The 21300-nt window shown below is 46.7% G+C and carries 28 protein-coding genes and 1 riboswitch; of the genes, 25 read left to right on the forward strand and 3 right to left on the reverse strand.

Features of this window, described 5'->3' with window-relative positions:
* The first annotated feature begins 4 nt into the window (after positions 1 to 4).
* The 9 genes from sigF to lysA all read left to right on the forward strand — a co-directional run bounded on the left by sigF (position 5) and on the right by lysA (position 7269).
* Positions 5 to 772 carry an RNA polymerase sporulation sigma factor SigF gene (gene sigF / locus AC2CGA_RS00230; protein ID WP_003153348.1) on the forward strand — a complete coding sequence of 256 codons (768 nt, stop codon included), beginning with the start codon at positions 5 to 7 and terminating at the stop codon, positions 770 to 772.
* Between the two features lie 126 nt (positions 773 to 898).
* Positions 899 to 1519, forward strand: a complete 621-nt coding sequence (locus tag AC2CGA_RS00235) for a stage V sporulation protein AA (RefSeq protein WP_014305337.1) — start codon at positions 899 to 901, stop codon at positions 1517 to 1519.
* Positions 1509 to 1934 (forward strand): stage V sporulation protein AB, encoded by a 426-nt coding sequence (locus tag AC2CGA_RS00240; RefSeq protein ID WP_003153350.1) that lies wholly within the window; start codon positions 1509 to 1511, stop codon positions 1932 to 1934. Before AC2CGA_RS00235 ends, AC2CGA_RS00240 begins: the two co-directional genes overlap by 11 nt.
* A gap of 12 nt (positions 1935 to 1946) precedes the next feature.
* Positions 1947 to 2399 (forward strand): stage V sporulation protein AC, encoded by a 453-nt coding sequence (gene spoVAC, locus AC2CGA_RS00245; RefSeq protein ID WP_003153353.1) that lies wholly within the window; start codon positions 1947 to 1949, stop codon positions 2397 to 2399.
* Between the two features lie 11 nt (positions 2400 to 2410).
* A complete protein-coding gene (spoVAD, locus tag AC2CGA_RS00250; RefSeq protein ID WP_003153355.1) occupies positions 2411 to 3427 on the forward strand; it encodes a stage V sporulation protein AD in 1017 nt (338 codons plus the stop codon).
* Complete coding sequence (spoVAE, locus tag AC2CGA_RS00255; protein WP_003153356.1) at positions 3428 to 3778, forward strand: stage V sporulation protein AE; 351 nt, start codon at positions 3428 to 3430, stop codon at positions 3776 to 3778.
* 3 nt (positions 3779 to 3781) lie between these two features.
* Positions 3782 to 4390 (forward strand): stage V sporulation protein SpoVABEA, encoded by a 609-nt coding sequence (gene spoVAEA, locus AC2CGA_RS00260; RefSeq protein WP_024085547.1) that lies wholly within the window; start codon positions 3782 to 3784, stop codon positions 4388 to 4390.
* The gene (locus AC2CGA_RS00265; RefSeq protein WP_003153360.1) at positions 4344 to 5825 is read left to right on the forward strand and encodes a spore germination protein; all 1482 of its coding nucleotides are present in this window, start codon (positions 4344 to 4346) and stop codon (positions 5823 to 5825) included. Before spoVAEA ends, AC2CGA_RS00265 begins: the two co-directional genes overlap by 47 nt.
* A gap of 124 nt (positions 5826 to 5949) precedes the next feature.
* Positions 5950 to 7269 (forward strand): diaminopimelate decarboxylase, encoded by a 1320-nt coding sequence (gene lysA / locus AC2CGA_RS00270; RefSeq protein WP_014305333.1) that lies wholly within the window; start codon positions 5950 to 5952, stop codon positions 7267 to 7269.
* Positions 7270 to 7313: 44 nt separating this feature from the next.
* On the opposite strand, the gene AC2CGA_RS00275 is transcribed toward lysA, so the two are convergent.
* Positions 7314 to 8213, reverse strand: a complete 900-nt coding sequence (locus AC2CGA_RS00275) for a DUF1002 domain-containing protein (protein ID WP_003153362.1) — start codon at positions 8211 to 8213, stop codon at positions 7314 to 7316.
* Between the two features lie 284 nt (positions 8214 to 8497).
* On the opposite strand from AC2CGA_RS00275, the gene AC2CGA_RS00280 reads away from it, so the two are divergent.
* From AC2CGA_RS00280 to ribT, 9 genes are all read left to right on the forward strand, one after another.
* Positions 8498 to 8929, forward strand: coding sequence for a peptidylprolyl isomerase (locus AC2CGA_RS00280; protein WP_003153363.1), 432 nt, complete (start codon positions 8498 to 8500; stop codon positions 8927 to 8929).
* A gap of 150 nt (positions 8930 to 9079) precedes the next feature.
* Positions 9080 to 9571 (forward strand): CcdC protein domain-containing protein, encoded by a 492-nt coding sequence (locus AC2CGA_RS00285; protein WP_003153364.1) that lies wholly within the window; start codon positions 9080 to 9082, stop codon positions 9569 to 9571.
* Positions 9572 to 9651: 80 nt separating this feature from the next.
* Positions 9652 to 10227: a signal peptidase I gene (gene lepB, locus AC2CGA_RS00290; RefSeq protein WP_032861567.1), complete on the forward strand. Its 576-nt coding sequence runs from the start codon at positions 9652 to 9654 to the stop codon at positions 10225 to 10227.
* A gap of 247 nt (positions 10228 to 10474) precedes the next feature.
* Positions 10475 to 10819, forward strand: a complete 345-nt coding sequence (locus AC2CGA_RS00295; protein WP_057080508.1) for a hypothetical protein — start codon at positions 10475 to 10477, stop codon at positions 10817 to 10819.
* Between the two features lie 119 nt (positions 10820 to 10938).
* Positions 10939 to 11085: riboswitch (FMN riboswitch) on the forward strand.
* Positions 11086 to 11216: 131 nt separating this feature from the next.
* Complete coding sequence (ribD, locus tag AC2CGA_RS00300) at positions 11217 to 12332, forward strand: bifunctional diaminohydroxyphosphoribosylaminopyrimidine deaminase/5-amino-6-(5-phosphoribosylamino)uracil reductase RibD (protein WP_014305330.1); 1116 nt, start codon at positions 11217 to 11219, stop codon at positions 12330 to 12332.
* Positions 12313 to 12960 carry a riboflavin synthase gene (gene ribE, locus AC2CGA_RS00305; protein WP_003153370.1) on the forward strand — a complete coding sequence of 216 codons (648 nt, stop codon included), beginning with the start codon at positions 12313 to 12315 and terminating at the stop codon, positions 12958 to 12960. The genes ribD and ribE overlap by 20 nt, the downstream gene beginning before the upstream one ends.
* Before the next feature lie 14 nt (positions 12961 to 12974).
* The gene (locus AC2CGA_RS00310) at positions 12975 to 14171 is read left to right on the forward strand and encodes a bifunctional 3,4-dihydroxy-2-butanone-4-phosphate synthase/GTP cyclohydrolase II (protein ID WP_003153371.1); all 1197 of its coding nucleotides are present in this window, start codon (positions 12975 to 12977) and stop codon (positions 14169 to 14171) included.
* 32 nt (positions 14172 to 14203) lie between these two features.
* Positions 14204 to 14668 (forward strand): 6,7-dimethyl-8-ribityllumazine synthase, encoded by a 465-nt coding sequence (gene ribH, locus AC2CGA_RS00315; protein WP_003153372.1) that lies wholly within the window; start codon positions 14204 to 14206, stop codon positions 14666 to 14668.
* 116 nt (positions 14669 to 14784) lie between these two features.
* A complete protein-coding gene (ribT, locus tag AC2CGA_RS00320; RefSeq protein ID WP_003153373.1) occupies positions 14785 to 15159 on the forward strand; it encodes a GNAT family N-acetyltransferase RibT in 375 nt (124 codons plus the stop codon).
* Positions 15160 to 15224: 65 nt separating this feature from the next.
* On the opposite strand, the gene AC2CGA_RS00325 is transcribed toward ribT, so the two are convergent.
* Together AC2CGA_RS00325 and AC2CGA_RS00330 are read right to left on the reverse strand one after the other, a co-directional pair.
* The gene (locus AC2CGA_RS00325) at positions 15225 to 15746 is read right to left on the reverse strand and encodes a DUF309 domain-containing protein (protein WP_003153375.1); all 522 of its coding nucleotides are present in this window, start codon (positions 15744 to 15746) and stop codon (positions 15225 to 15227) included.
* Between the two features lie 87 nt (positions 15747 to 15833).
* Positions 15834 to 15923: a YjcZ family sporulation protein gene (locus tag AC2CGA_RS00330; protein ID WP_003153376.1), complete on the reverse strand. Its 90-nt coding sequence runs from the start codon at positions 15921 to 15923 to the stop codon at positions 15834 to 15836.
* A 207-nt stretch (positions 15924 to 16130) separates the two neighbouring features.
* Between AC2CGA_RS00330 and AC2CGA_RS00335 the strand changes: the two genes are divergently transcribed.
* The 7 genes from AC2CGA_RS00335 to rluB all read left to right on the forward strand — a co-directional run bounded on the left by AC2CGA_RS00335 (position 16131) and on the right by rluB (position 21255).
* Positions 16131 to 16886 carry a segregation/condensation protein A gene (locus AC2CGA_RS00335; RefSeq protein WP_003153377.1) on the forward strand — a complete coding sequence of 252 codons (756 nt, stop codon included), beginning with the start codon at positions 16131 to 16133 and terminating at the stop codon, positions 16884 to 16886.
* Positions 16876 to 17469, forward strand: a complete 594-nt coding sequence (gene scpB / locus AC2CGA_RS00340; RefSeq protein ID WP_003153378.1) for an SMC-Scp complex subunit ScpB — start codon at positions 16876 to 16878, stop codon at positions 17467 to 17469. The genes AC2CGA_RS00335 and scpB overlap by 11 nt, the downstream gene beginning before the upstream one ends.
* Before the next feature lie 89 nt (positions 17470 to 17558).
* Positions 17559 to 18044, forward strand: coding sequence for a DUF3907 family protein (locus AC2CGA_RS00345; protein ID WP_046559849.1), 486 nt, complete (start codon positions 17559 to 17561; stop codon positions 18042 to 18044).
* A 112-nt stretch (positions 18045 to 18156) separates the two neighbouring features.
* On the forward strand, positions 18157 to 19308 hold the full coding sequence (locus AC2CGA_RS00350; protein ID WP_139885583.1) for a D-alanyl-D-alanine carboxypeptidase family protein: 1152 nt from the start codon (positions 18157 to 18159) through the stop codon (positions 19306 to 19308).
* On the forward strand, positions 19296 to 19886 hold the full coding sequence (locus AC2CGA_RS00355; protein WP_003153385.1) for a nucleoside recognition domain-containing protein: 591 nt from the start codon (positions 19296 to 19298) through the stop codon (positions 19884 to 19886). The genes AC2CGA_RS00350 and AC2CGA_RS00355 overlap by 13 nt, the downstream gene beginning before the upstream one ends.
* A gap of 4 nt (positions 19887 to 19890) precedes the next feature.
* Positions 19891 to 20427, forward strand: coding sequence for a spore maturation protein SpmB (spmB, locus tag AC2CGA_RS00360; RefSeq protein WP_003153387.1), 537 nt, complete (start codon positions 19891 to 19893; stop codon positions 20425 to 20427).
* A 93-nt stretch (positions 20428 to 20520) separates the two neighbouring features.
* Positions 20521 to 21255, forward strand: coding sequence for a 23S rRNA pseudouridine(2605) synthase RluB (rluB, locus tag AC2CGA_RS00365; RefSeq protein WP_015388055.1), 735 nt, complete (start codon positions 20521 to 20523; stop codon positions 21253 to 21255).
* The last annotated feature ends 45 nt before the right edge of the window (positions 21256 to 21300 follow it).

Here is a 21300-nt window from a genome sequence, read left to right on the forward strand (position 1 = left end):
TGTTATGGATGTGGAGGTTAAGAAAAACAGCAAAAACGCGCAGCTCAAGGACCATGAAGTCAAAGAATTAATCAAAAAGAGCCAAGAGGGCGACCAGCAGGCAAGAGACCTCCTCATAGAAAAAAACATGCGTCTTGTGTGGTCCGTCGTTCAAAGGTTTTTAAACAGAGGCTATGAGCCGGACGATCTGTTTCAGATCGGCTGTATCGGATTATTAAAATCCGTTGATAAATTCGATTTGTCCTATGATGTCCGTTTTTCAACTTATGCCGTGCCGATGATTATCGGAGAAATCCAGCGCTTCATCCGTGATGACGGAACCGTCAAAGTATCAAGATCTTTAAAAGAGCTCGGCAATAAAATACGCCGGGCGAAAGATGAACTGTCAAAAACATACGGAAGAGTGCCGACCGTCCAGGAAATCGCGGATCATTTAGAAATTGATGCGGAGGATGTGGTGCTTGCGCAGGAAGCGGTGCGGGCGCCTTCATCCATTCATGAGACCGTGTATGAAAATGACGGAGACCCGATCACCCTGCTTGATCAGATCGCCGATCATTCAGAAGAGAAGTGGTTTGACAAAATCGCCCTCAAGGAAGCGATCAGTGATTTGGAAGAACGGGAAAAACTCATTGTCTATCTGAGATATTATAAAGATCAGACACAGTCGGAAGTAGCCGAACGGCTCGGGATTTCCCAAGTCCAGGTATCGAGGCTGGAGAAAAAAATATTAAAGCAGATTAAAGTGCAGATGGATCATACGGAAAGCTGACCTTTTACGGGCCGGCTTTTTTTATTTGTGCATCGGTGGTAATTTATGGTCTTTTGCCGCTGATGAATGAGAACAAAAGTGAACCACATACTACATATATAACCACCCGAAAGATGGTGATGCAAGATGGAAAGACGAATATTTCTCAGACTTCGCCACCGCGTGAAGGCTCATACCGGAGATATCATCACAGTCGGCGACGCCGCGCAGATTGCGGGACAGCAAAAGCTGAAAAAAAAACTGTCGGCACTGCCGCTGTATAAGGTCACGAAAAAAGACAAAAATATCGTCGTGCTGGACATCATAAAAGTGCTGAAAACCATTCATACCGCTTTTCCCGCGCTTGATGTACAGGCCGTCGGCGGCGCTGAAACGATAGTGGAAATCCATTACCAGAAAAAGCAGCTGTCAGCCGTTTTATTCGTCGGTGTCTGGCTCCTGCTTTTTATCGGTTCATGTCTTGCCATTATGAATTTTCATGAAGATGTCAGTATGAGAGAAGTTCATATCGCCTTATATGAAATCATAACGGGCGAACGGAATGAATACCCGTATCTGCTTCAGATTCCATACAGCATCGGCCTCGGTCTCGGTATGATCGTCTTTTTTAATCACATCTTCAAAAAACGCCTGAATGAAGAGCCAAGCCCGCTGGAAGTCGAGATGTTTAATTATCAGCTTGATCTCGATCATTATGTCGCAATGCACGAAAATGAAGAGACGATGAAAGATCTGCATGATCGTTAGCATTCTTTTCGTTATATTTGTCGGGCTTGGCGGAGGGCTGACCGTGGGCGCGGGCTTTGTGGCTTTTTTAACCGTTATGGGAATCGTCCCCCGCCTTATGCAGCTGACAAAAACAATGCGCTTTGTACAGGCCTACGAAGGAGCTGTTATTTCAGGAGCTGTGTTCGGCGGCTGGGAAACCTTAAATATGAATCATTTTTTTTTATCTGAATGGCTGGCCGTTCCGGTCGGGCTTTTGGCCGGCATGTTTATCGGCATGCTGGCCGCCGCGCTTACAGAAGTGCTGAATGTGCTTCCCATTCTTGCCAAACGGATCGGCTTCGGCAGCAAAATCATTATATTGCTGATGGCCATTGTGTTCGGCAAAATAGCCGGCTCTTTATTTCATTGGCTGTATTTTATCCATCATTCATAAGGAGGAACCGACGTGACAAACTTAAAAGAAAATTACAAAACAAAAGTGAAAGACTATCAGCCGAAACCGCCATATGTTTGGAATTGCGTCAAAGCCTTTCTGATCGGCGGTTTGATCTGTCTGATCGGACAGGCTCTTCAAGATTTTTACATCCACTTTTTTAATTTTAATGAAAAAACAGCGGGCAACCCGACGGCCGCCACTCTTATTTTAATTTCCGCCCTTTTGACCGGATTCGGCATTTATGACAGACTCGGGCAGTTTGCCGGAGCGGGTTCAGCCGTGCCGGTGACGGGTTTTGCAAACAGTATGACAAGCGCGGCTCTGGAACACAGAAGTGAAGGACTCGTGCTCGGAGTAGCGACAAACATGTTTAAATTGGCGGGAAACGTCATTGTATTCGGCGTCGTGGCAGCCTATATCGTAGGCCTGATACGGTTTGCTTGTGAAAAACTGTTTTCGTAGGAGGAGAAAAAATGAAATTAACCGGAAAGCAAACCTGGGTGTTTGAAAACCCGTTATTTGTAAATGCGGCGGGGACGGCAGCCGGACCGAAAGAAAAAGACGGCCCGCTCGGTTCGCTGTTTGATAAGACATACGATGAAATGCATTGCAATCAGAAAAACTGGGAAATGGCGGAACGTCAGTTAATGGAAGATGCCATCAACTCAGCTTTGCAAAAACAGAATTTGAAAAAGAGCGATATTGATTTGTTACTCGCGGGGGATCTTTTAAATCAAAATGTGACCGCCAACTACGTCGCCAGACATCTGAAAATTCCGTTCCTCTGTCTGTTCGGCGCCTGTTCGACATCAATGGAAACGATTGCCGTCGCATCCGCGCTCATTGACGGCGGTTTTGCGAACCGGGCGATCGCAGCCACGAGCAGCCATAACGCGACGGCAGAACGGCAATTCCGCAATCCGACGGAGTATGGCGGGCAAAAACCGGATACCGCCACTTCAACGGTCACGGGGGGCGGGGCGGTCATCATCAGCCAAAACCCTTCTGATATCAAGATTACAAGCGCAACAGTGGGAAAAGTAAGCGACCTCGGGATTACGGACCCGTTCGATATGGGATCCGCCATGGCGCCCGCTGCCGCCGACACAATCAAACAGCACTTGCAGGACTTAAACCGCACGGCGGATGATTATGATCTGATTTTAACGGGAGACCTTTCAGGCGTCGGCTCGCCGATCGTGAAAGATTTGCTCAAAGAAGAAGGCTATCCCGCCGGAACGAAACACGATGACTGCGGTCTTCTCATCTATACGCCGGACCAGCAGGTGTTTGCGGGCGGAAGCGGCTGCGCCTGCTCCGCGCTTGTTACGTACACACATATTTTTAATCAATTAAAATCAGGGGCTCTGAACAGGGTGCTCGTTGTCGCGACAGGAGCGCTTTTAAGTCCGACAATGATCCAGCAGAAAGAAACCATTCCGACCATCGCGCACGGTGTGGTATTTGAGCGGGCGGGAGGTGCATCATAAATGGAATATCTGTTGGCTTTTGTTTGCGGGGGAATCATATGCATTATCGGTCAGCTGCTGCTCGACATTTTTAAACTGACACCCGCCCATGTGATGACAACTTTTGTCGTCATCGGCGCTTTGTTGGATGGGTTCGGAATATATGACAAATTTATCGAATTTGCAGGTGCGGGCGCGACGGTTCCCATTGTCAGCTTCGGTCACAGCTTATTGCACGGCGCCATGCATCAAGCTCACGAGCATGGATTTATCGGGATCGCCATGGGGATTTTTGAACTTACTTCCGCCGGTATATCTTCAGCGATTTTATTCGCATTTCTTGTAGCCATTATTTTTAAACCGAAAGGATAATGCCTGATGACGAAACGGAAGGTCATTCTTGTGACAGACGGGGACGTATACGCCGCCAAAACAATTGAATATGCCGCGGAAAAAGCAGGCGGGCGGTGTATTTCCCAATCAAAGGGCAATCCGTCAACCAGAAGCGGCCCCGAACTTGTTCAGCTGATTAAAGCCGCGCCGAATGACCCGGTGTTTGTCATGTTTGACGATTCAGGCCTGCAAGGGGAAGGGCCGGGCGAAACGGCGCTGAAATATGTCGCCTCACATCAGGACATTGAAGTGCTGGGGGTGATTGCGGTCGCTTCTAAGACCCATCAGGCTGAATGGACGAAAGTCGATGTCTCCATTGACCGTGATGGAGAAGTGACGGAGTATGGCGTCGATAAAACCGGAATGAGAGAAATGGACGAGCACAGAATGAACGGAGATACGGTGTATTGTCTGGATAAATTGGACGTTCCTCTCATTGTGGGCATCGGCGACATAGGAAAGATGGGGAGAAAAGATGACATATCCAAAGGCTCGCCGATTACGATGAAGGCGGTCGAATTCATTTTAGAAAGGAGCGAAAGTCATGCCGGAAAAACCGGAAAACATGATCAAGGTATACCGGGATCCTAGAAAAAATGAACAATTTTTTAAAGACCGCGTCGGTATGGGAACGAGCTATGATGTCGGCGTCCGCAAAGTTCGAGTATTAGACCGGGAAGTCCAGATTTACTTTGTCAACGGATTAACCGATACTTTGTTTATCATTCATTTAATGGAACAGCTCGTCGACGTCAATAATTATGATGAGAATGCGGATGAAGCGATTGACGTTGTTGAAAACAGGCTTGTCAATCAGCAGGTCCAAAAAGTCAAAACGCTCGACGAAGCAACAGATCAAGTGCTTTCCGGACTTGTGGCCGTTATCGTTGAAGACGCGGGCTTCGCCTTTATCGTTGACGTCAGAAGTTACCCCGGACGCACACCGGAAGAACCGGATACGGAAAAGGTCGTCCGCGGGGCAAGAGACGGTTTTATCGAAAATATCGTCATTAATACAGCATTGATCAGAAGACGAATCAGGGACGAAAGGCTCCGCGTCAAAATTACGAAAGTCGGCGAGCGCTCTAAGACCGATCTTGCCATTGTGTATATAGAAGACATCGCGGACCCGGACCTTGTCAGCATCGTCGAAAACGAAGTGAATGCGATTGACATTGACGGATTGACGATGTCTGATAAAACAGTGGAAGAATTCATCGTCAAACAGGGCTACAACCCGTTTCCGATGGTCAGATACACGGAGCGGCCGGATGTGGCCGCCAATCACATTTTGGAAGGGCACGTCATCATCGTCGTTGATACGTCACCGAGCGTGATCATAACGCCGACAACGATTTTTCACCATGTTCAGCATGCGGAAGAATACAGGCAGGCGCCTTCAGTGGGAACATTTTTAAGATGGATCAGGTTCTTCGGTATTATCGCTTCAACGGTTCTGCTTCCGATCTGGTTTCTCTTTGTTCTCGAACCGTCTCTTCTGCCTGAAAGATTGGATTTTATCGGTTTAAATAAAAATACGCACATCCCGATCATTCTGCAAATCTTTTTAGCCGATTTGGGGATTGAGTTTCTCAGAATGGCCGCGATCCATACGCCGACCGCTTTATCCACCGCCATGGGTCTGATTGCGGCGGTGCTGATCGGTCAAATCGCCATAGCGGTGGGGCTGTTTTCAGCAGAAGTGATTCTGTACGTATCGATCGCCGCCATCGGATCATTTACCACGCCGAGCTATGAGCTCAGCCTCGCCAATAAAATGATACGCCTCATCTTAATGGTGCTCGTGGCCATTTTCCAAGTGAAAGGCTTTGTGATAGGCTTTACATTGCTGCTGATCATAATGGCGAATATCCGTTCGTTTCATACGCCGTATTTATGGCCGTTTTTACCGTTTAACGGCAAGGCGCTGTGGCAGGTGCTCGTCCGGACGACAGTGCCGGGAGCGAAAGTCAGACCGAGCATTGTTCACCCGAAAGACCGTCAAAGACAGCCAAGCGGTTCATAATCGCATTGAAACCGACAGAAGATTATGATATTGTATGTCTTAACTTATACGGGACTTGTATAAGGACAGCTCAAAAGAAGCTGTCCTTTTCACCCATAGGCGGATCAGAAAGAGGGAATGAGCATTGTTCTTACATGGCACAAGCAGACAAAACAAACTAGGTCATTTGGAAATCGGAGGTGTGGACGCGCTGTATTTAGCGGAGCATTACGGCACGCCTCTTTATGTTTACGATGTGGCTTTAATACGTGAGCGCGCTAAAAGCTTTAAACAGGCATTCATTGACGCGGATTTAAAGGCGCAGGTCGCGTACGCGAGCAAGGCGTTTTCTTCCGTTGCGATGATACAGCTCGCTGAGCAGGAGGGGCTCTCATTGGACGTTGTATCCGGCGGAGAGCTGTTTACGGCGGTTGCGGCTGGTTTTCCGGCTGACAGGATTCATTTTCACGGCAACAACAAAAGCAAAGAAGAGTTGAAAATGGCGCTCGATCATCAAATCGGCTGCATCGTCGTTGATAATTTTTATGAAATATCCTTACTCGCGGAACTGTGCCGCAAATCAGGGCGCACAATGGATGTGCTTCTCCGGATCACTCCGGGGGTAGAGGCCCATACGCATGATTATATTACAACGGGGCAGGAAGATTCCAAATTCGGTTTTGATCTGCATAACGGGCAAATAGAAAAGGCGATTGAACAAGTATTGCAGTCAGACCATATCCGCCTTCTCGGCGTTCACTGCCACATCGGATCGCAAATTTTTGATACGGCGGGCTTTGTGCTGGCCGCAGAAAAAATCTTTGCAAAACTCAATGAATGGAGAGAATCATTCGGCTTTGTCTCTGAAGTGCTGAATTTAGGGGGGGGCTTCGGCATCCGCTACACGGAAGAGGATGAACCCCTTCATCCCGCCGTTTATGTGGAAAAAATTATCGAAGCGGTAAAAGAAAACGCAGCGCTGCACGCTTTTGACATTCCGGAGATCTGGATTGAACCGGGACGCTCGCTCGTCGGAGATGCCGGAACGACGCTTTATACCATCGGTTCGCAAAAAGAAGTGCCCGGCACCCGTAAATATGCAGCGGTTGACGGGGGCATGAGCGATAATATCCGTCCTGCGCTGTATCAGGCGAAATATGAAGCCGTATCGGCAAACAGAATCGGAGAACACCACGATAAAACGGTATCCATCGCGGGTAAGTGCTGTGAAAGCGGGGATATGCTCATTTGGGATATAGACCTTCCGGAAGTGAAAGAAGGCGATCTTCTCGCCGTTTTCTGCACGGGAGCGTACGGATACAGCATGGCTAACAACTACAACCGTATTCCGCGTCCCGCCGTCGTTTTTGTGGAAGACGGCGAAGCGCATCTTGTCATTAGAAGAGAAACTTATGAAGACATTGTAAAACTGGATCTGCCGTTTAAGACGGGGGTCAAACAATAAATAAAAAAGAGACCGGAACAATGGCGTCCGGTCTCTTTTTGCGTTCAGCTGTCAGAACTTGATCCGCTGTCTCCTGTAAATACAGACACGATCGCATTCCAAATCGAAGCGAAGAAATCAATAACTTTTTGAACAAAGCTTTTGCCTTCATCGGATTGAATGAACTTCGTGATTTTGTCTTTTGCCTTATCGAGCTGGCTGCCGACTTGGCCCCAATCAATCTTTGCATTTTTCATTTTATTAAACAATGAAACGAGCTGGTCTTTTTGAGCGTCAGTCAGTGTAATGTTAAGGTTTGAAGCCGCATCATCGACCTTTTTCTCGATTCCTTCTTTTGTATCGGGCACACCGTTTTTCGCGAAATCATCTTTAATGTTTGCGATAAGCGCGGAGGCGTTTTTATCCCCGATTTTATCCCCGAGATTTGAAGTGGTGACAAGCTCTTGGTTGGCGACCTGTTTTACATCTTCTGAAATCGCTTTGTCTGATGAGACTTCATATGCCTTGATGATTCCCGTTAATGCTGCGGTGCCTGATACCTCAAACGGCGCCGTCACGTATACTTTCGCATCTTTCACTCCTGCTGTCATCAGGGCGTTTAAGTACATTTCATCCGTAATGGAATCGATATTATGGGTCTTAACGTCAAGCCCGGACCCTTTCTTTGCCACCGTAATGGATGACGAAGAGATGGCTCTTGTGCCGATTTGGGCATTCGATATATATTTTCCCAGATATTCATGTTCTTCTTTATTTGTGACCGTCACTTTTGTCGCGTTATCAGGGACATTTAATTCGTCAAGCACTTTCTGACGGTTTTCGTTTGACAGATCCGCCCCCAGCGTGACGATGACATCTCCGACTGCGGCATCGGCCAGGCTGATTTTCGGTATTGTGCACAATACAACGGCCGCCGCCAGCAATCCAATCCACATTTTTTTCAAAGCGGTTAACCTCCTTCTTTTCACAAATGCCGTTTTGAAGCGGTTTGTGAGGACCTGCGTGAAGCAGTTCCGATACATAGACGGCTGTGAAGCTGTTCTGGTTTCATTTTCTTTCTGCGGAAGCGGGGAGATTCGTTTTCCGGCTGAAGGTGTGGTATAATAGCCGCGAAAAGAAGAGCAGAGGCCTCTTCCTTCAAAAGAATATCAAAAAGAAAGCCGGCTTACAATTGAAATTCATATTAAAGAAGGCTTTGACAAAAAACAATACGGAAGTAGGAATGAGAATGAAAACTGGTTACATCGAAATGGAAAACGGCAGCAGAATCGAATTTGAACTTTATCCGAATGAAGCGCCTAATACAGTCGCTAACTTTGAAAATCTGGCGAATACGGGCTTTTATGACGGCGTTATTTTCCACCGCGTGATTCCGGGCTTTGTCAGCCAAGGCGGAGATCCGACTGGGACAGGCATGGGCGGAAGCGGAAAAACGATCAAATGTGAAACAGAAGGCAATCCGCATAAACACGAAGCCGGTTCTTTATCAATGGCGCATGCCGGTAAAGACACGGGTTCAAGCCAATTCTTCATCGTACATGAGCCGCAGCCGCATTTAAACGGCGTTCATACTGTATTCGGAAAAGTGACAAGCGGTTTAGAGCATGCGAAAAACATGTCTAACGGAGACAAAATGAAAGAAATCCGTGTAGAAGGATAATGACGGAAAACCCGCCTTTTTCAGGCGGGTTTTTTTTATGTATATGAAAATTCTCATGTGTAAATCATGAAAAAATACATATATGAACATCGGTGATCATTCTGGTATAGTGAAAAAGACCGATTACAACAATGAAAAGAGGTAGAAACGTTGGTTCAATTGGCAACCGTTTTATTTGTCATTATCATTCTCGCACTTATGATTTGGTTCAGGGTAAAAAAGGGAAACAGGCCGATTAAAGGCGGCGGCTTAGGCATCATTCTCCCGCTTTTGATTATCGCCGTCATTTTCACATTCAGTATCAGCCAGCTCATGAATATCCCGGGAAAGCCGTTTCATTTTCCCGCTCTTTGGGAGCTCGCCATCGCCGGACTGTTAGGCGCGGTATTCGGTGTCATCATGCTGTCGCAAACTGCCTATGAAATCCGGGAAGACGGCTTTGTCTACTCCAAGCGGAATAAAAACTTTAAATATGTCATTATCGCGATTATTGCGATCCGTATCGCACTCAGCCAATATTTCAAAAGCATTGACGCGGCGGAATTCGCCGTTTTAACGATGGAGCTTGCTTTTGTGTATTTGTGCATTTGGCGGATCGGAAGCTTCGTGAAATACCGTAAAATCAGCAGATCCGGCTTATAAAATGAAAAAAAGGGATGGGGTGCGGGGCTTATTTGCCCTCTGTGCAGGGATTCATGGTAAAATAAAAATGACCATGGCTAATGGGAGGAAATCACTTGAAATCAGAAAAAGAAAAAACTTCTAAAAAAAGCGCCGTACTTGATTGGGCGAAAGCCATTATCATCGCTGTCGTTCTGGCACTGCTCATCCGAAACTTTTTATTTGCCCCTTATCTCGTTGATGGTAGATCAATGGATCCGACGCTGCATGACCGCGAGAGAATCTTTGTCAATATGACGGTCAAATACATAAGCGACTTCAAACGCGGCCAGATCGTCGTGCTGAACGGAGAAAATGAGCACTATGTCAAACGGATTATCGGACTTCCCGGCGACACGGTGCAAATGAAAAACGATCAGCTGTATATCAACGGCAAAAAAGTGTCCGAACCGTATTTAGCGGCAAATAAGCACAAGGCGAAGCAAGACGGCTATGACCGGCTGACAGAAGACTTCGGCCCGGTGAAAGTGCCGGACGACAAATATTTCGTCATGGGTGATAACCGCAGAGAATCTATGGACAGCCGCAACGGCCTCGGTCTTTTTACGAAAAAACAAATAGCGGGCACATCAAAATTCGTCTTCTTCCCGTTTAACGAAATTCGCAAGACGAAATAAACCGTACAGGCAGTTTTCTTCATGAGAAAACTGCTTTTTTTATATAAATTTATCTCTCCACCCTCAAAAACAGAACATAAATTCGTATATCTATTTAATAGATAGAAAGTTTTACAGATACATGAAACATCTTCCCTTTATGAAACGTTATATGAATAACTCACGCAGGGAAGAACGGTTTTCTATTCATGAAAAAAAGGAATATGACATAGTAATGAATAGATTGATACGGGCTGGAGGTAGAAAAATGGGAAGAATTAAAACAAAAGCAGCCATTTTACTTGTACTGCTGCTGTTATTAGCGGGCGGTTATATGGTCATAAACGATATTGAACTGAAAGACGTGCCGACTGCAATCGGACAAACCCTGTCCCAGGAAAAAGAAGAATATACAGTCAAAACATATAAAATTACGAAAATCGAAGGAACTGAGTACCACGGTACGGCAGCGAACGGCACAAAAATTATTTTTAACGGCGACAAGCTGAAGCAGGATCTCTCCGATGTGCAAAAAGGTGATAAGATTAAAGCGTATTTCAGCAAATCAAACCGGATTGACGGCTTATTGAAGGTCGTCAAAGTGAACGAATAAATAAAGACGCCTTTTATGGGAAAAGGGCGCTTTTTATTTTTCTGAATAATGAGGTGCAAATTCATTGCGCCTGCCGCAAAGGATGTTATAATAGCGGATAAGGACAAAAAAATATTGATTGTATCCTTCGGGGCTGGGTGAAAATCCCGACCGGCGGTAATAAGGCGCTTTGCGCTTTACAGCCCGTGACCCGTATGCATCTGTATACGGTGGATTCAGTGAAAAGCTGAAGCCGACAGTGAAAGTCTGGATGGGAGAAGGATGAGAGAAGCTATGCAAAAAATAAACTTACTGTATAGTCTTATTTCCTATGGATTAAAACTGGCAAAGCCCCGAACTGTGTAAACATTCGGGGCTTTTTTGACGCCAAATTGCGTGGAAGAAGGGAGGGATAACAATGGATGAATATTATATGAATACGGCAATAGAACTTGCCAGACGCGGTGAAGGACAGACACAGTCCAATCCTCTTGTCGGCGCTGTCGTCGTCAAAAACGGACAGATCGTCGGAATGGGCGCCCATTTGCAATACGGAGAAGCGCATGCCGAGGTTCACGCGATTAATATGGCCGGCAGACACGCAAAAGGCGCCGATTTGTATGTGACGCTGGAGCCTTGCAGCCATTACGGAAAAACACCGCCATGCGCCGAACTGATAATAAAGTCGGGGATAAAAAGGGTGTTCATTGCTGTGAAAGATCCGAATCCGCTTGTAGCCGGAAAAGGCATCGGAATGCTGGAAGCAGCGGGCATCGAAGTGAAAACCGGCCTTCTCAGGCAGCAGGCAGAAGAGCTGAATAAAATGTTTCTTCACTTCATGCGGACCGGACTTCCGTATGTCACCTTGAAAGCGGCCGCGAGCCTTGACGGGAAAACAGCGACCGAAACCGGTGACAGCAAATGGATTACATCAGAGGCGGCAAGGCTTGATGCCCAGCAATACAGGAAATCGCATCAAAGCATTCTTGTCGGAGCAGGCACAGTCAAAGCCGATAATCCGAGCCTGACCTGCAGGCTTCCTGATGCGGTGAAGCAGCCGGTCAGAGTGATTCTCGATACAAAGCTGACCATTCCTGAAACGGCAAATGTGCTCACTGACGGCGCTGCGCCGACATGGATATTTACGGCCAAAGGTGCAGACGTGCAAAAGAAAGACCGGCTGACCGCACTCGGAATAAAAGTTTTTCCGCTGGAAACAGACCGCATTCACATCCCTGAGGTGCTCAGTGTTCTCGCTGAAAACGGAATAATGTCCGTTTATGTGGAAGGCGGAGCATCCGTACACGGAAGTTTTGTGAAGGAAGGCTGTTTCCAAGAGCTTCATTTCTATTTCGCCCCTAAATTAATCGGAGGAACGCTTGCTCCCAGCTTGATCTCCGGTGAAGGTTTTCAATCAATGAAAGATGTCCCCCATTTGCAATTCACACAAATCACCCAAATCGGGCCGGATATAAAACTGACGGCCATACCCAAAGATGGAAAGGATGGTGACGATGTTTACAGGAATCGTTGAAGAAACAGGCACGATCCAAGCAATCAAAAAGACAGGCCTTTCCATGGCATTAACCATCGCCGCTTCAAAAGTGACAAGTGATGTGAAACTTGGCGACAGCATTGCGGTAAACGGCATCTGCCTGACCGTAACCGGATTTTCTGACAATCAATTTACGGTTGATGTCATGCCGGAAACAGTGAAATCCACTTCGCTGAACGGCTTGTCAAAAGGCAGTAAAGTAAACCTGGAAAGAGCGATGTCCGCCAACGGACGGTTCGGCGGCCACTTTGTATCAGGGCATGTGGACGGAACGGCGGAAATTACGCGGATCGAGAAAAAAAGCAACGCGGTCTATTACGATTTAAAACTTTCGCCGGAATTGACAAAAACGCTCGTATTGAAAGGTTCAATTACGGTAGACGGCGTGAGCCTGACGATTTTCGGTCTATCAGATGAAAGCGTGACGGTATCCATCATTCCGCATACCATCTCAGAAACGATTTTTCAGACGAAAACAGTCGGATCGACCGTAAATATTGAGTGTGACATGATCGGCAAATACTTATACCGCTTTTTGCACAAAACAGAACAAACGAAAAGCAATCAAACTATCACGGAAGCCTTTTTAAGCGAGAACGGCTTTTAGAAAGGAAGATCGATATGTTTCATCCGATAGAAGAGGCGTTAGAGGCGCTGAAAAAAGGTGAAGTCATCATTGTTGTCGATGATGAAGACAGAGAAAACGAAGGAGATTTCGTAGCGCTGGCTGAGCATGCCACGCCTGAAGTGGTGAATTTTATGGCGACCCATGGGAGAGGCCTGATCTGCACGCCGCTGTCTGAAGACATCGCCGGCCGGCTGGATCTTCACCCGATGGTCGATCATAATACGGACTCACATGAGACCGCCTTTACGGTCAGTATTGACCACAGGCTGACAAAAACGGGCATCAGCGCTCAAGAACGTTCTTTTACCATTCAGGCGCTGTTGAACGAGGAATCTGTCTCTGACGATTTTCAGCGTCCGGGCCACATTTTCCCCTTAATCGCAAAAAAAGGAGGCGTCCTGAAGCGGGCGGGCCATACGGAAGCAGCCGTTGACCTTGCAAAAGCCTGCGGATCTCAGGGAGCGGGCGTCATTTGTGAAATTATGAATGAAGACGGCACAATGGCCAGAGTGCCGGAGTTAGCCGAAATCGCCGAACGTCACCAGCTGAAAATGATTACGATAAAAGACTTAATAGAGTACCGTTACAACATTACGACACTTGTGAACAGAGAAGTTGATATTACGCTGCCGACTGACTTCGGCACGTTTAGAGTTTACGGATATACAAACGAGGTTGACGGAAAAGAACATCTCGCCTTTGTCATGGGGGATGTCCCGTTTAACAGCGAACCCGTTCTTGTCAGAGTGCACTCAGAATGCCTGACGGGCGATGTGTTTGCATCCCATCGCTGTGATTGCGGACCTCAGCTTCATGCCGCGCTTGCGCAAATTGCTGAAGAAGGCCGCGGCGTTCTATTGTATTTGCGCCAGGAAGGCAGAGGAATCGGTTTAATCAATAAGCTGAAGGCGTACCGATTGCAGGAACAAGGGTACGACACGGTTGAAGCGAACGAAGCGCTCGGCTTTCTGCCTGATCTGCGCAACTACGGCATCGGCGCCCAGATTCTCCGCGACTTAGGGGTTCAGCATATGAAACTTTTAACCAATAACCCCCGGAAAATCGCCGGCCTCGAAGGATACGGTCTCAGCATTTCGGAACGGGTGCCGCTTCAAATGGAAGCGAGTGAGCATAACAAGCAGTATTTACAGACCAAAATGAAAAAACTTGGACATCTGCTTCATTTCTAAAAACAAATCTCACAAAAAAGGACGGATAACATATGAATATCATACAAGGAAACCTAGTAGGAACAGGACTTAAAATCGGAATCGTCGTCGGCAGATTTAATGAATTTATAACGAGCAAGCTGTTAAGCGGAGCGGAAGACACGCTGCTTCGCCACGGTGTAGAATCAAACGACATTGACGTCGCTTGGGTGCCGGGAGCGTTTGAAATCCCGTTTGCGGCAAAGAAAATGGCGGAAACGAAAAAATACGATGCCGTCATTACGCTCGGCACGGTTATCAGAGGAGCGACAACGCATTATGACTATGTCTGCAATGAAGCGGCAAAAGGCATCGCCCAGGCGGGAACGGCGACGGGCGTCCCGGTTATCTTCGGCATCGTGACGACTGAAACCATTGAGCAGGCCATCGAACGAGCCGGAACAAAAGCCGGAAATAAGGGAGCGGATTGCGCAGTATCTGCCATTGAAATGGCAAATTTAAACCGTTCATTTGAATAATTTGTTGAAAAGCGTTTAAAACCGCGGCGAAAATGATATAATGTGAGAAAACGGATCGCCTTTATGTATCCGTTTGATAGGACATGAATGGACATTTTGGATATAGAGGGGTTTTTATGTTAATTCGTTATAAAAAATCGTTTGAAAAGATTGCGATGGGTCTTCTGTCATTTATGCCGAATGAAAAAGATCTCAAGCAGCTTCAGCAGACAATAAAGGACTATGAAACGGATACTGGCCGCCAGCTCTTTCTTTGGAAAGAGGATGAAGATATCGTCGGAGCGATCGGAGTCGAAAAAAAGGACTCAGAGGTTGAAATCCGGCATATCAGCGTGAATCCTTCTCACCGCCATCAAGGAATCGGAAAGCAAATGATGGACGCCTTAAAACGTCTGTTCAAAACGGAGGCACTCGTTCCGAATGAATTAACGCAAAGCTTTTTTGAACGCTGTCAACATCAAAAAGATCAGGATATCTCATATAATAACTGACAAATGCTCCCGGAATCTTCACGGTTTCGGGAGCTGTTTTGATATAGAAAAAGCAGGGCTGACCGTCAGCCTCTGCTTTTTTTTCTTCTCTCAATTTCCCGTTCGCGTTCCTTAATGACATCCGTCCTGTCCCGCAGGCGGTGTTTATGAATAAGAAAGGTATCTGATACGCCGTCTTGCCCCCATGTATAGCCCTTTCGGCGGCATTCGGCAAGACATGCTTCTTTCAGGGCTTCATCTGTAATCGGAAGCATAACACTTCTGTAAGGCAGGCCCGCTTCTATATCGTCTGACAGCGTTTCTATCAGCTCAATCAGCTTCGGATGGCTGAGACCGAGAGAACAGACCGCCTGCTTTTCAGACCGGAGAATACGTAAGCTGTTGGCAATCAGCCGTTTCGCCCCGGCTTCATTTCCCCTGCGCTGGTGATACAGAGCGACGGCAAGCTGAATCAGGCCGACCCAATGAATGCTCCGCTTTTCAGCCGGGCTTTCTTTCCAATATTCCTCTAACAGTTCATGACACTCAAAATAATCTCTTGATGCGTGAAATTCGGCCAAAAAGCCGATATAAGCTTTAGGATACAAGCCGCTTCCTCCTTTTATGCTAAAACCAGTGTACCACAGCGCTTTGAAAAGGAAAAAAGAGCGGCTTGGTGTCTGAAGCCTGAGGAACTAGCAGATGTAAGATGCTCCTACGACAACGAGCAAAATAAACAGAACGACAATTAATGCAAAACCTCCGCCGAAACAAGCTCCGCTCATGTGAAATCAGCCTCCCTTTGTTTCAAGTTTACACGGCTATCCTATGTGCATCCGCCTTTAAAGGTATAGGCGTATATCTTCTTTTTCAGTATTTTCTAAATAACGGAGGACGTGTATAAAAGTATTGGACGAGAGCATTTCGGTGGATTATACTAAAGGGTAGCCAGTTTTTCCGGCAATGAGAGTGATATTGAAAATGGTGAGATAATGGTAGAATATCAAGTGAAAATTGATACGTTTGAAGGCCCATTGGACCTGCTGCTTCATCTGATTAACCGTCTTGAAATCGACATATATGACATACCCGTGGCAACCATTACTGAACAATATTTATTATATGTACATACAATGCAAGAGCTTGAACTTGATGTCGCCAGTGAATATCTGGTCATGGCGGCGACGCTTCTCAGCATTAAAAGCAGAATGCTGCTTCCGAAACAAGAGGAAGAGCTGTTTGAAGACGAAATGCTTGAAGAAGAAGACCCTCGGGACGAGCTGATTGAAAAGCTGATTGAGTATAGAAAATATAAAACCGCTGCGAAGGATTTAAAAGAGCGGGAAGAAGAAAGACAAAAGTCATTTACAAAGCCGCCGAGTGATTTAAGTGAGTATGCAAAAGAAATCAAACAGACCGAGCAGAAACTGTCGGTGACCGTTTATGACATGATCGGCGCGTTTCAAAAGGTGCTTCAGCGTAAAAAAATCACGCGGCCGAAAGAAACGACCATTACAAGACAGGAAATACCGATTGAAGACAGAATGAAAGAAATCGTAAAAAGCTTAAAAACGGCGGGGAGAAGAATAAACTTCACGGAGCTTTTTCCTTCTCGGCAAAGGGACCATCTCGTCGTGACGTTTTTAGCAGTCCTGGAACTGATGAAAAATCAGCAGATTATCATTGAACAGGAAGAAAACTTTTCAGATATATACATTACGGGGAGTGAATCCATTCATGGCGTTTGATATCGTGAATTGGAAAGCGATTGTGGAAGCCCTGCTGTATGCGGCGGGTGATGAAGGACTGACCAAAAAGCAATTGGTGACGGTGCTTGAAATAGAAGAAGCGGAACTGGCCGGAATCATGGAAGAAGTGGCCGCTCAGTACAAGGAAGACGACAGAGGCATCGAGCTTACCGAATATGCGGATACGTATATGCTTGGAACGAAAAAAGAATTCGTGCCTTATTTGAAAAAACTAATCGAAGTGCCGTCAAAAGGGCTGTCGCAGGCTTCTTTGGAAGTGCTGGCGATCGTTTCGTACAAGCAGCCGATCACACGGGCGGAAATTGAAGATATCCGGGGCGTGAAGTCTGAGCGGATTCTGCACAGCCTCGTGTCAAAAGCGCTGCTGTGTGAGGTGGGCCGCGCCGACGGTCCCGGCCGGGCGATTTTATACGGCACGACACCGGTATTTCTTGAACAATTCGGCTTAAAAACATTGGAGGAGCTCCCGCCGCTTCCTGAAAATGCGGAGGAAGACGTTCTCCAGGAGGAAGCCGATTTATTCTTTGAAAACTTCAACCAAACTTTTGAGGATATTAAATAATAATCGTTTTTCATCATACGATAGTAGGGAAAGGCCATTGATGAATGACGCAAATGACGACGTACAAGAGAGGAAGGAAACGGACGGAAATGGGAAATTCGATTGTGAGGGCCCATACTGAAGAAACTGGTGAATTTTTAGCCGAGGTTGTCACGATGGTCAGCAGCTATTTAAATCATACAACATTGCCGGAGATGCGGGCTCAAGGAGAGGCGGATGAGGCATACTGCCGCGACGTGTTCAGTGTGCTGAGGAGGATGACCGTCTTTTGCGAAGGCGCCCAGGAAGCCTGCCGGCGGCTCTTAATGCAGGAGCCGTTTCATGAGGTGAGAGCGGAAAAAACGCTGTATAAAGTGTATCATCAGTGCGTGGAAGAATTTTTCATGCCAAAAAAGGATACATGGTACGAAAACAGCCGCGCCGCTTATACAGGCCAAAGCGCGATTGAATTCTACCAGCAAGTGCCGGATTCGCTGCGGAGCCTTCTGCTTTCGCTCAGCAGTGAATTTCTGCGGATGCGGGAAGAATTGGCGCAATATGAAGCATCAGGCTCAAATATGGCATCAGTCAGATAAAAACTCTTCCTTTTGGGAGAGTTTTTTTATGTGAAAGTGATGCAATTGGTATTCATAAGTCATGGACAGGCGCATAAACTTGTACAAACCCACAACAAGGACGTGAGCATTCATGCGCTTTCTCAAAAAAGCTGCCGTATTTCTTTTGACTTTTGTTATTCTTTTTTCCATTACAGACGGCAATACGGCACATGCCCAAATACATGTCAGCGCAAAAAGCGCGATTATTATCGACGGAGCATCTGGCAGGGTGTTATTCGCCAAGGATGAACATCATAAGCGGCGGATTGCAAGCATTACGAAAATCATGACGGCGGTGCTGGCGATTGAATCAGGAAAGATGGAAGAGACCGTGACGGTTTCCCCGAATGCTGTAAAAACGGAAGGCTCAGCCATTTATCTTCAGCCGGGACAAAAAGTAAAGCTGAAAGATCTTGTATACGGGCTTATGCTGAGATCAGGAAATGACGCCGCTGCGGCAATAGCTGAATATGTCGGCGGAAGCCTTGACGGTTTTGTATTTATGATGAACAAAAAAGCCGAGCAAATCGGGATGGAAAATACAAAATTTCAAAATCCGCACGGACTGGACGACCATGAAAATTTATATTCAACGGCGTATGACATGGCGCTTTTGACTAAATACGCAATGAAAATCAAGGAATACCGGACCGTTTCAGGCACAAAAGTGTATAAGGCGGAAACGATGGACCGGGTATGGAAAAATAAAAACAAGCTTCTGACTGGGCTCTACCGTTACAGCACAGGCGGAAAAACGGGTTACACAAAAATCGCGAAACGGACGCTCGTTTCGACGGCTTCAAAAGACGGAACGGATCTCATCGCGGTCACCATAAATGATCCGGATGACTGGGATGACCATATGAATATGTTTAATTATGTCTTTGAACACTATAAAACCTATGTCGTCGCTAAAAAAGGCGGCATTCCGAAGCTGAAAAAGACGTTTTACGGAAAACACGCTTTTATTGCCCGGGATGTCAAATATTTATTAAAAGAGGATGAAATCGACGATGTAAAAATCCGCACAACCTTAATAAAACCGAAAAAAGCCTGGAAAAAGGACGCCTCTCTCATTCCTGATGTCATCGGCCGGATGACTGTTATGCATGATGGGAAAGTGATCGCCAAGATTCCCGTCTATTATGAAAACGAGCGCCATAAAAAACCGAAAAAGCATTTCATTGAGACGTTTACGAGCCTGTTTATGAGCGCGGCGGGCGGTTCGTCATGGTCAATTTAATCTGGGTATGTCTGACGGTAATCGGACTTGTCTTTGCGATGTTTAACGGTACCTTGCAGGATGTGAATGAAGCTGTTTTTAAAGGAGCAAAAGAAGCGGTTACGATCTCGTTCGGATTAATGAGCGTGCTCGTCTTCTGGCTCGGCCTGATGAAAATAGCCGAGCAGTCCGGCCTTTTGGATATATTCAGCAGAATGTGCCGCCCGTTTATCTCTAAGCTGTTTCCCGATATTCCCCCTGATCATCCGGCCATGGGGTACATCTTATCAAATCTCATGGCAAACTTTTTCGGACTGGGAAATGCGGCGACACCGCTCGGCATTAAAGCCATGGAGCAGATGAAAAAGCTGAATGGAGGTAAGTCTGAGGCCAGCCGTTCCATGATTACCTTTTTGGCGGTAAATACTTCGAGTATTACATTGATACCGACAACCGTCATTGCCGTGCGCATGGCTTATTCGGCGAAATCACCGACCGATATCGTCGGGCCGACCATCTTAGCGACTTTAATTTCGGGAATCGGCGCGATTTTCATTGACCGCTACTTCTGGTACCGCCGCAAAAGAAAAGGGAGGTAAGCGAATGGAAATGGTGAATTGGCTGTCTTTAGCCATGATTCCGATTATTATCGCCGGTATATTGATATACGGCACGATCAAAAAAGTGCCGACGTATGAATCATTCGTTGAAGGCGGAAAAGAAGGAATTGAGATTGCGTTTTCCATCATTCCGTATTTGGTCGGGATGCTGGTGGCGATTACCGTATTCCGGGCCTCAGGCGCGCTGGATTTTGTCATGGGGCTGTGCAAGCCTTTCTTTACAGCGCTCGGCATTCCCGCAGAAGTCGTGCCGCTTGCTCTGATCCGCCCGATTTCGGGGACGGCGGCGCTCGGCATGACGACAGATCTGATCGCCGTGTACGGGCCTGATTCATTTATCGGCAGACTGGCCTCGGTCATGCAGGGATCGACTGATACGACGCTGTATGTCCTGACGGTGTATTTCGGGGCGGTCGGCATCAAAAAAATGGGCGATGCTTTAAAGGTCGGTCTTCTTGCTGATCTGATCGGGGTGGTTGCATCAATCATCATAGTTACGTTATTATTTGGAAGCGCCTGAAATCAGGCGCTTTTTATATATCAGAATAACTCTCCTTGAAAAAGCTTGTTTGTTCAAGGGGAAAAAAGTAAGATTATACTTGAGGTGAACGACATGGAAAGACTGCAAAAAGTTATTGCTCATGCCGGCGTGGCATCACGCAGAAAGGCGGAAGAGCTGATAAAAGAAGGAAAAGTAAAGGTGAATGGAAAAGTAATAACAGAGCTCGGCGTAAAAGTGACCGGTTCTGATCAGATTGAAGTAAACGGATTAAAGGTGGAGCGGGAAGAACCCGTGTACTTTCTGCTTTATAAACCGAGAGGAGTGATCTCAGCAGCTGATGACGACAAAGGGCGGAAAGTGGTGACCGACTTTTTCAAAGAAGTGCCGCAGCGCATTTATCCGATCGGCAGGCTTGATTATGATACGAGCGGACTTTTATTGCTGACAAATGACGGCGAGTTTGCCAACAAACTCATGCATCCGAAATACGAAATTGATAAGACGTACGTCGCCAAAGTGAAGGGGATTCCTTCCAAGGAACTTCTGAGAAAGCTTGAGCGCGGCATTCAGCTTGAAGAAGGCAAGACGGCGCCGGCCAGAGCGAAAATGCTTTCCCTGGACAAAAGAAAGCAGACGAGCATCATTCAGCTGACGATTCATGAAGGCCGAAACAGACAGGTCCGCCGCATGTTTGAGGCGATCGGTCATGACGTGCTGAAACTCAAACGTGAAGAATACGCATTTTTAGATTTAAGAGGTCTGCGCACAGGAGACGCAAGAGAATTGACGCCGCATGAGGTGAAAAGGCTGCGGGCTTTAGCTGAACACGGTAAAAACGCTTTCTAATTTTCACATAACCTTCAAAAATTACAAAACGTGTAGATGATATAA

The organism is Bacillus sp. SYZHCR11 (assembly GCF_057196865.1).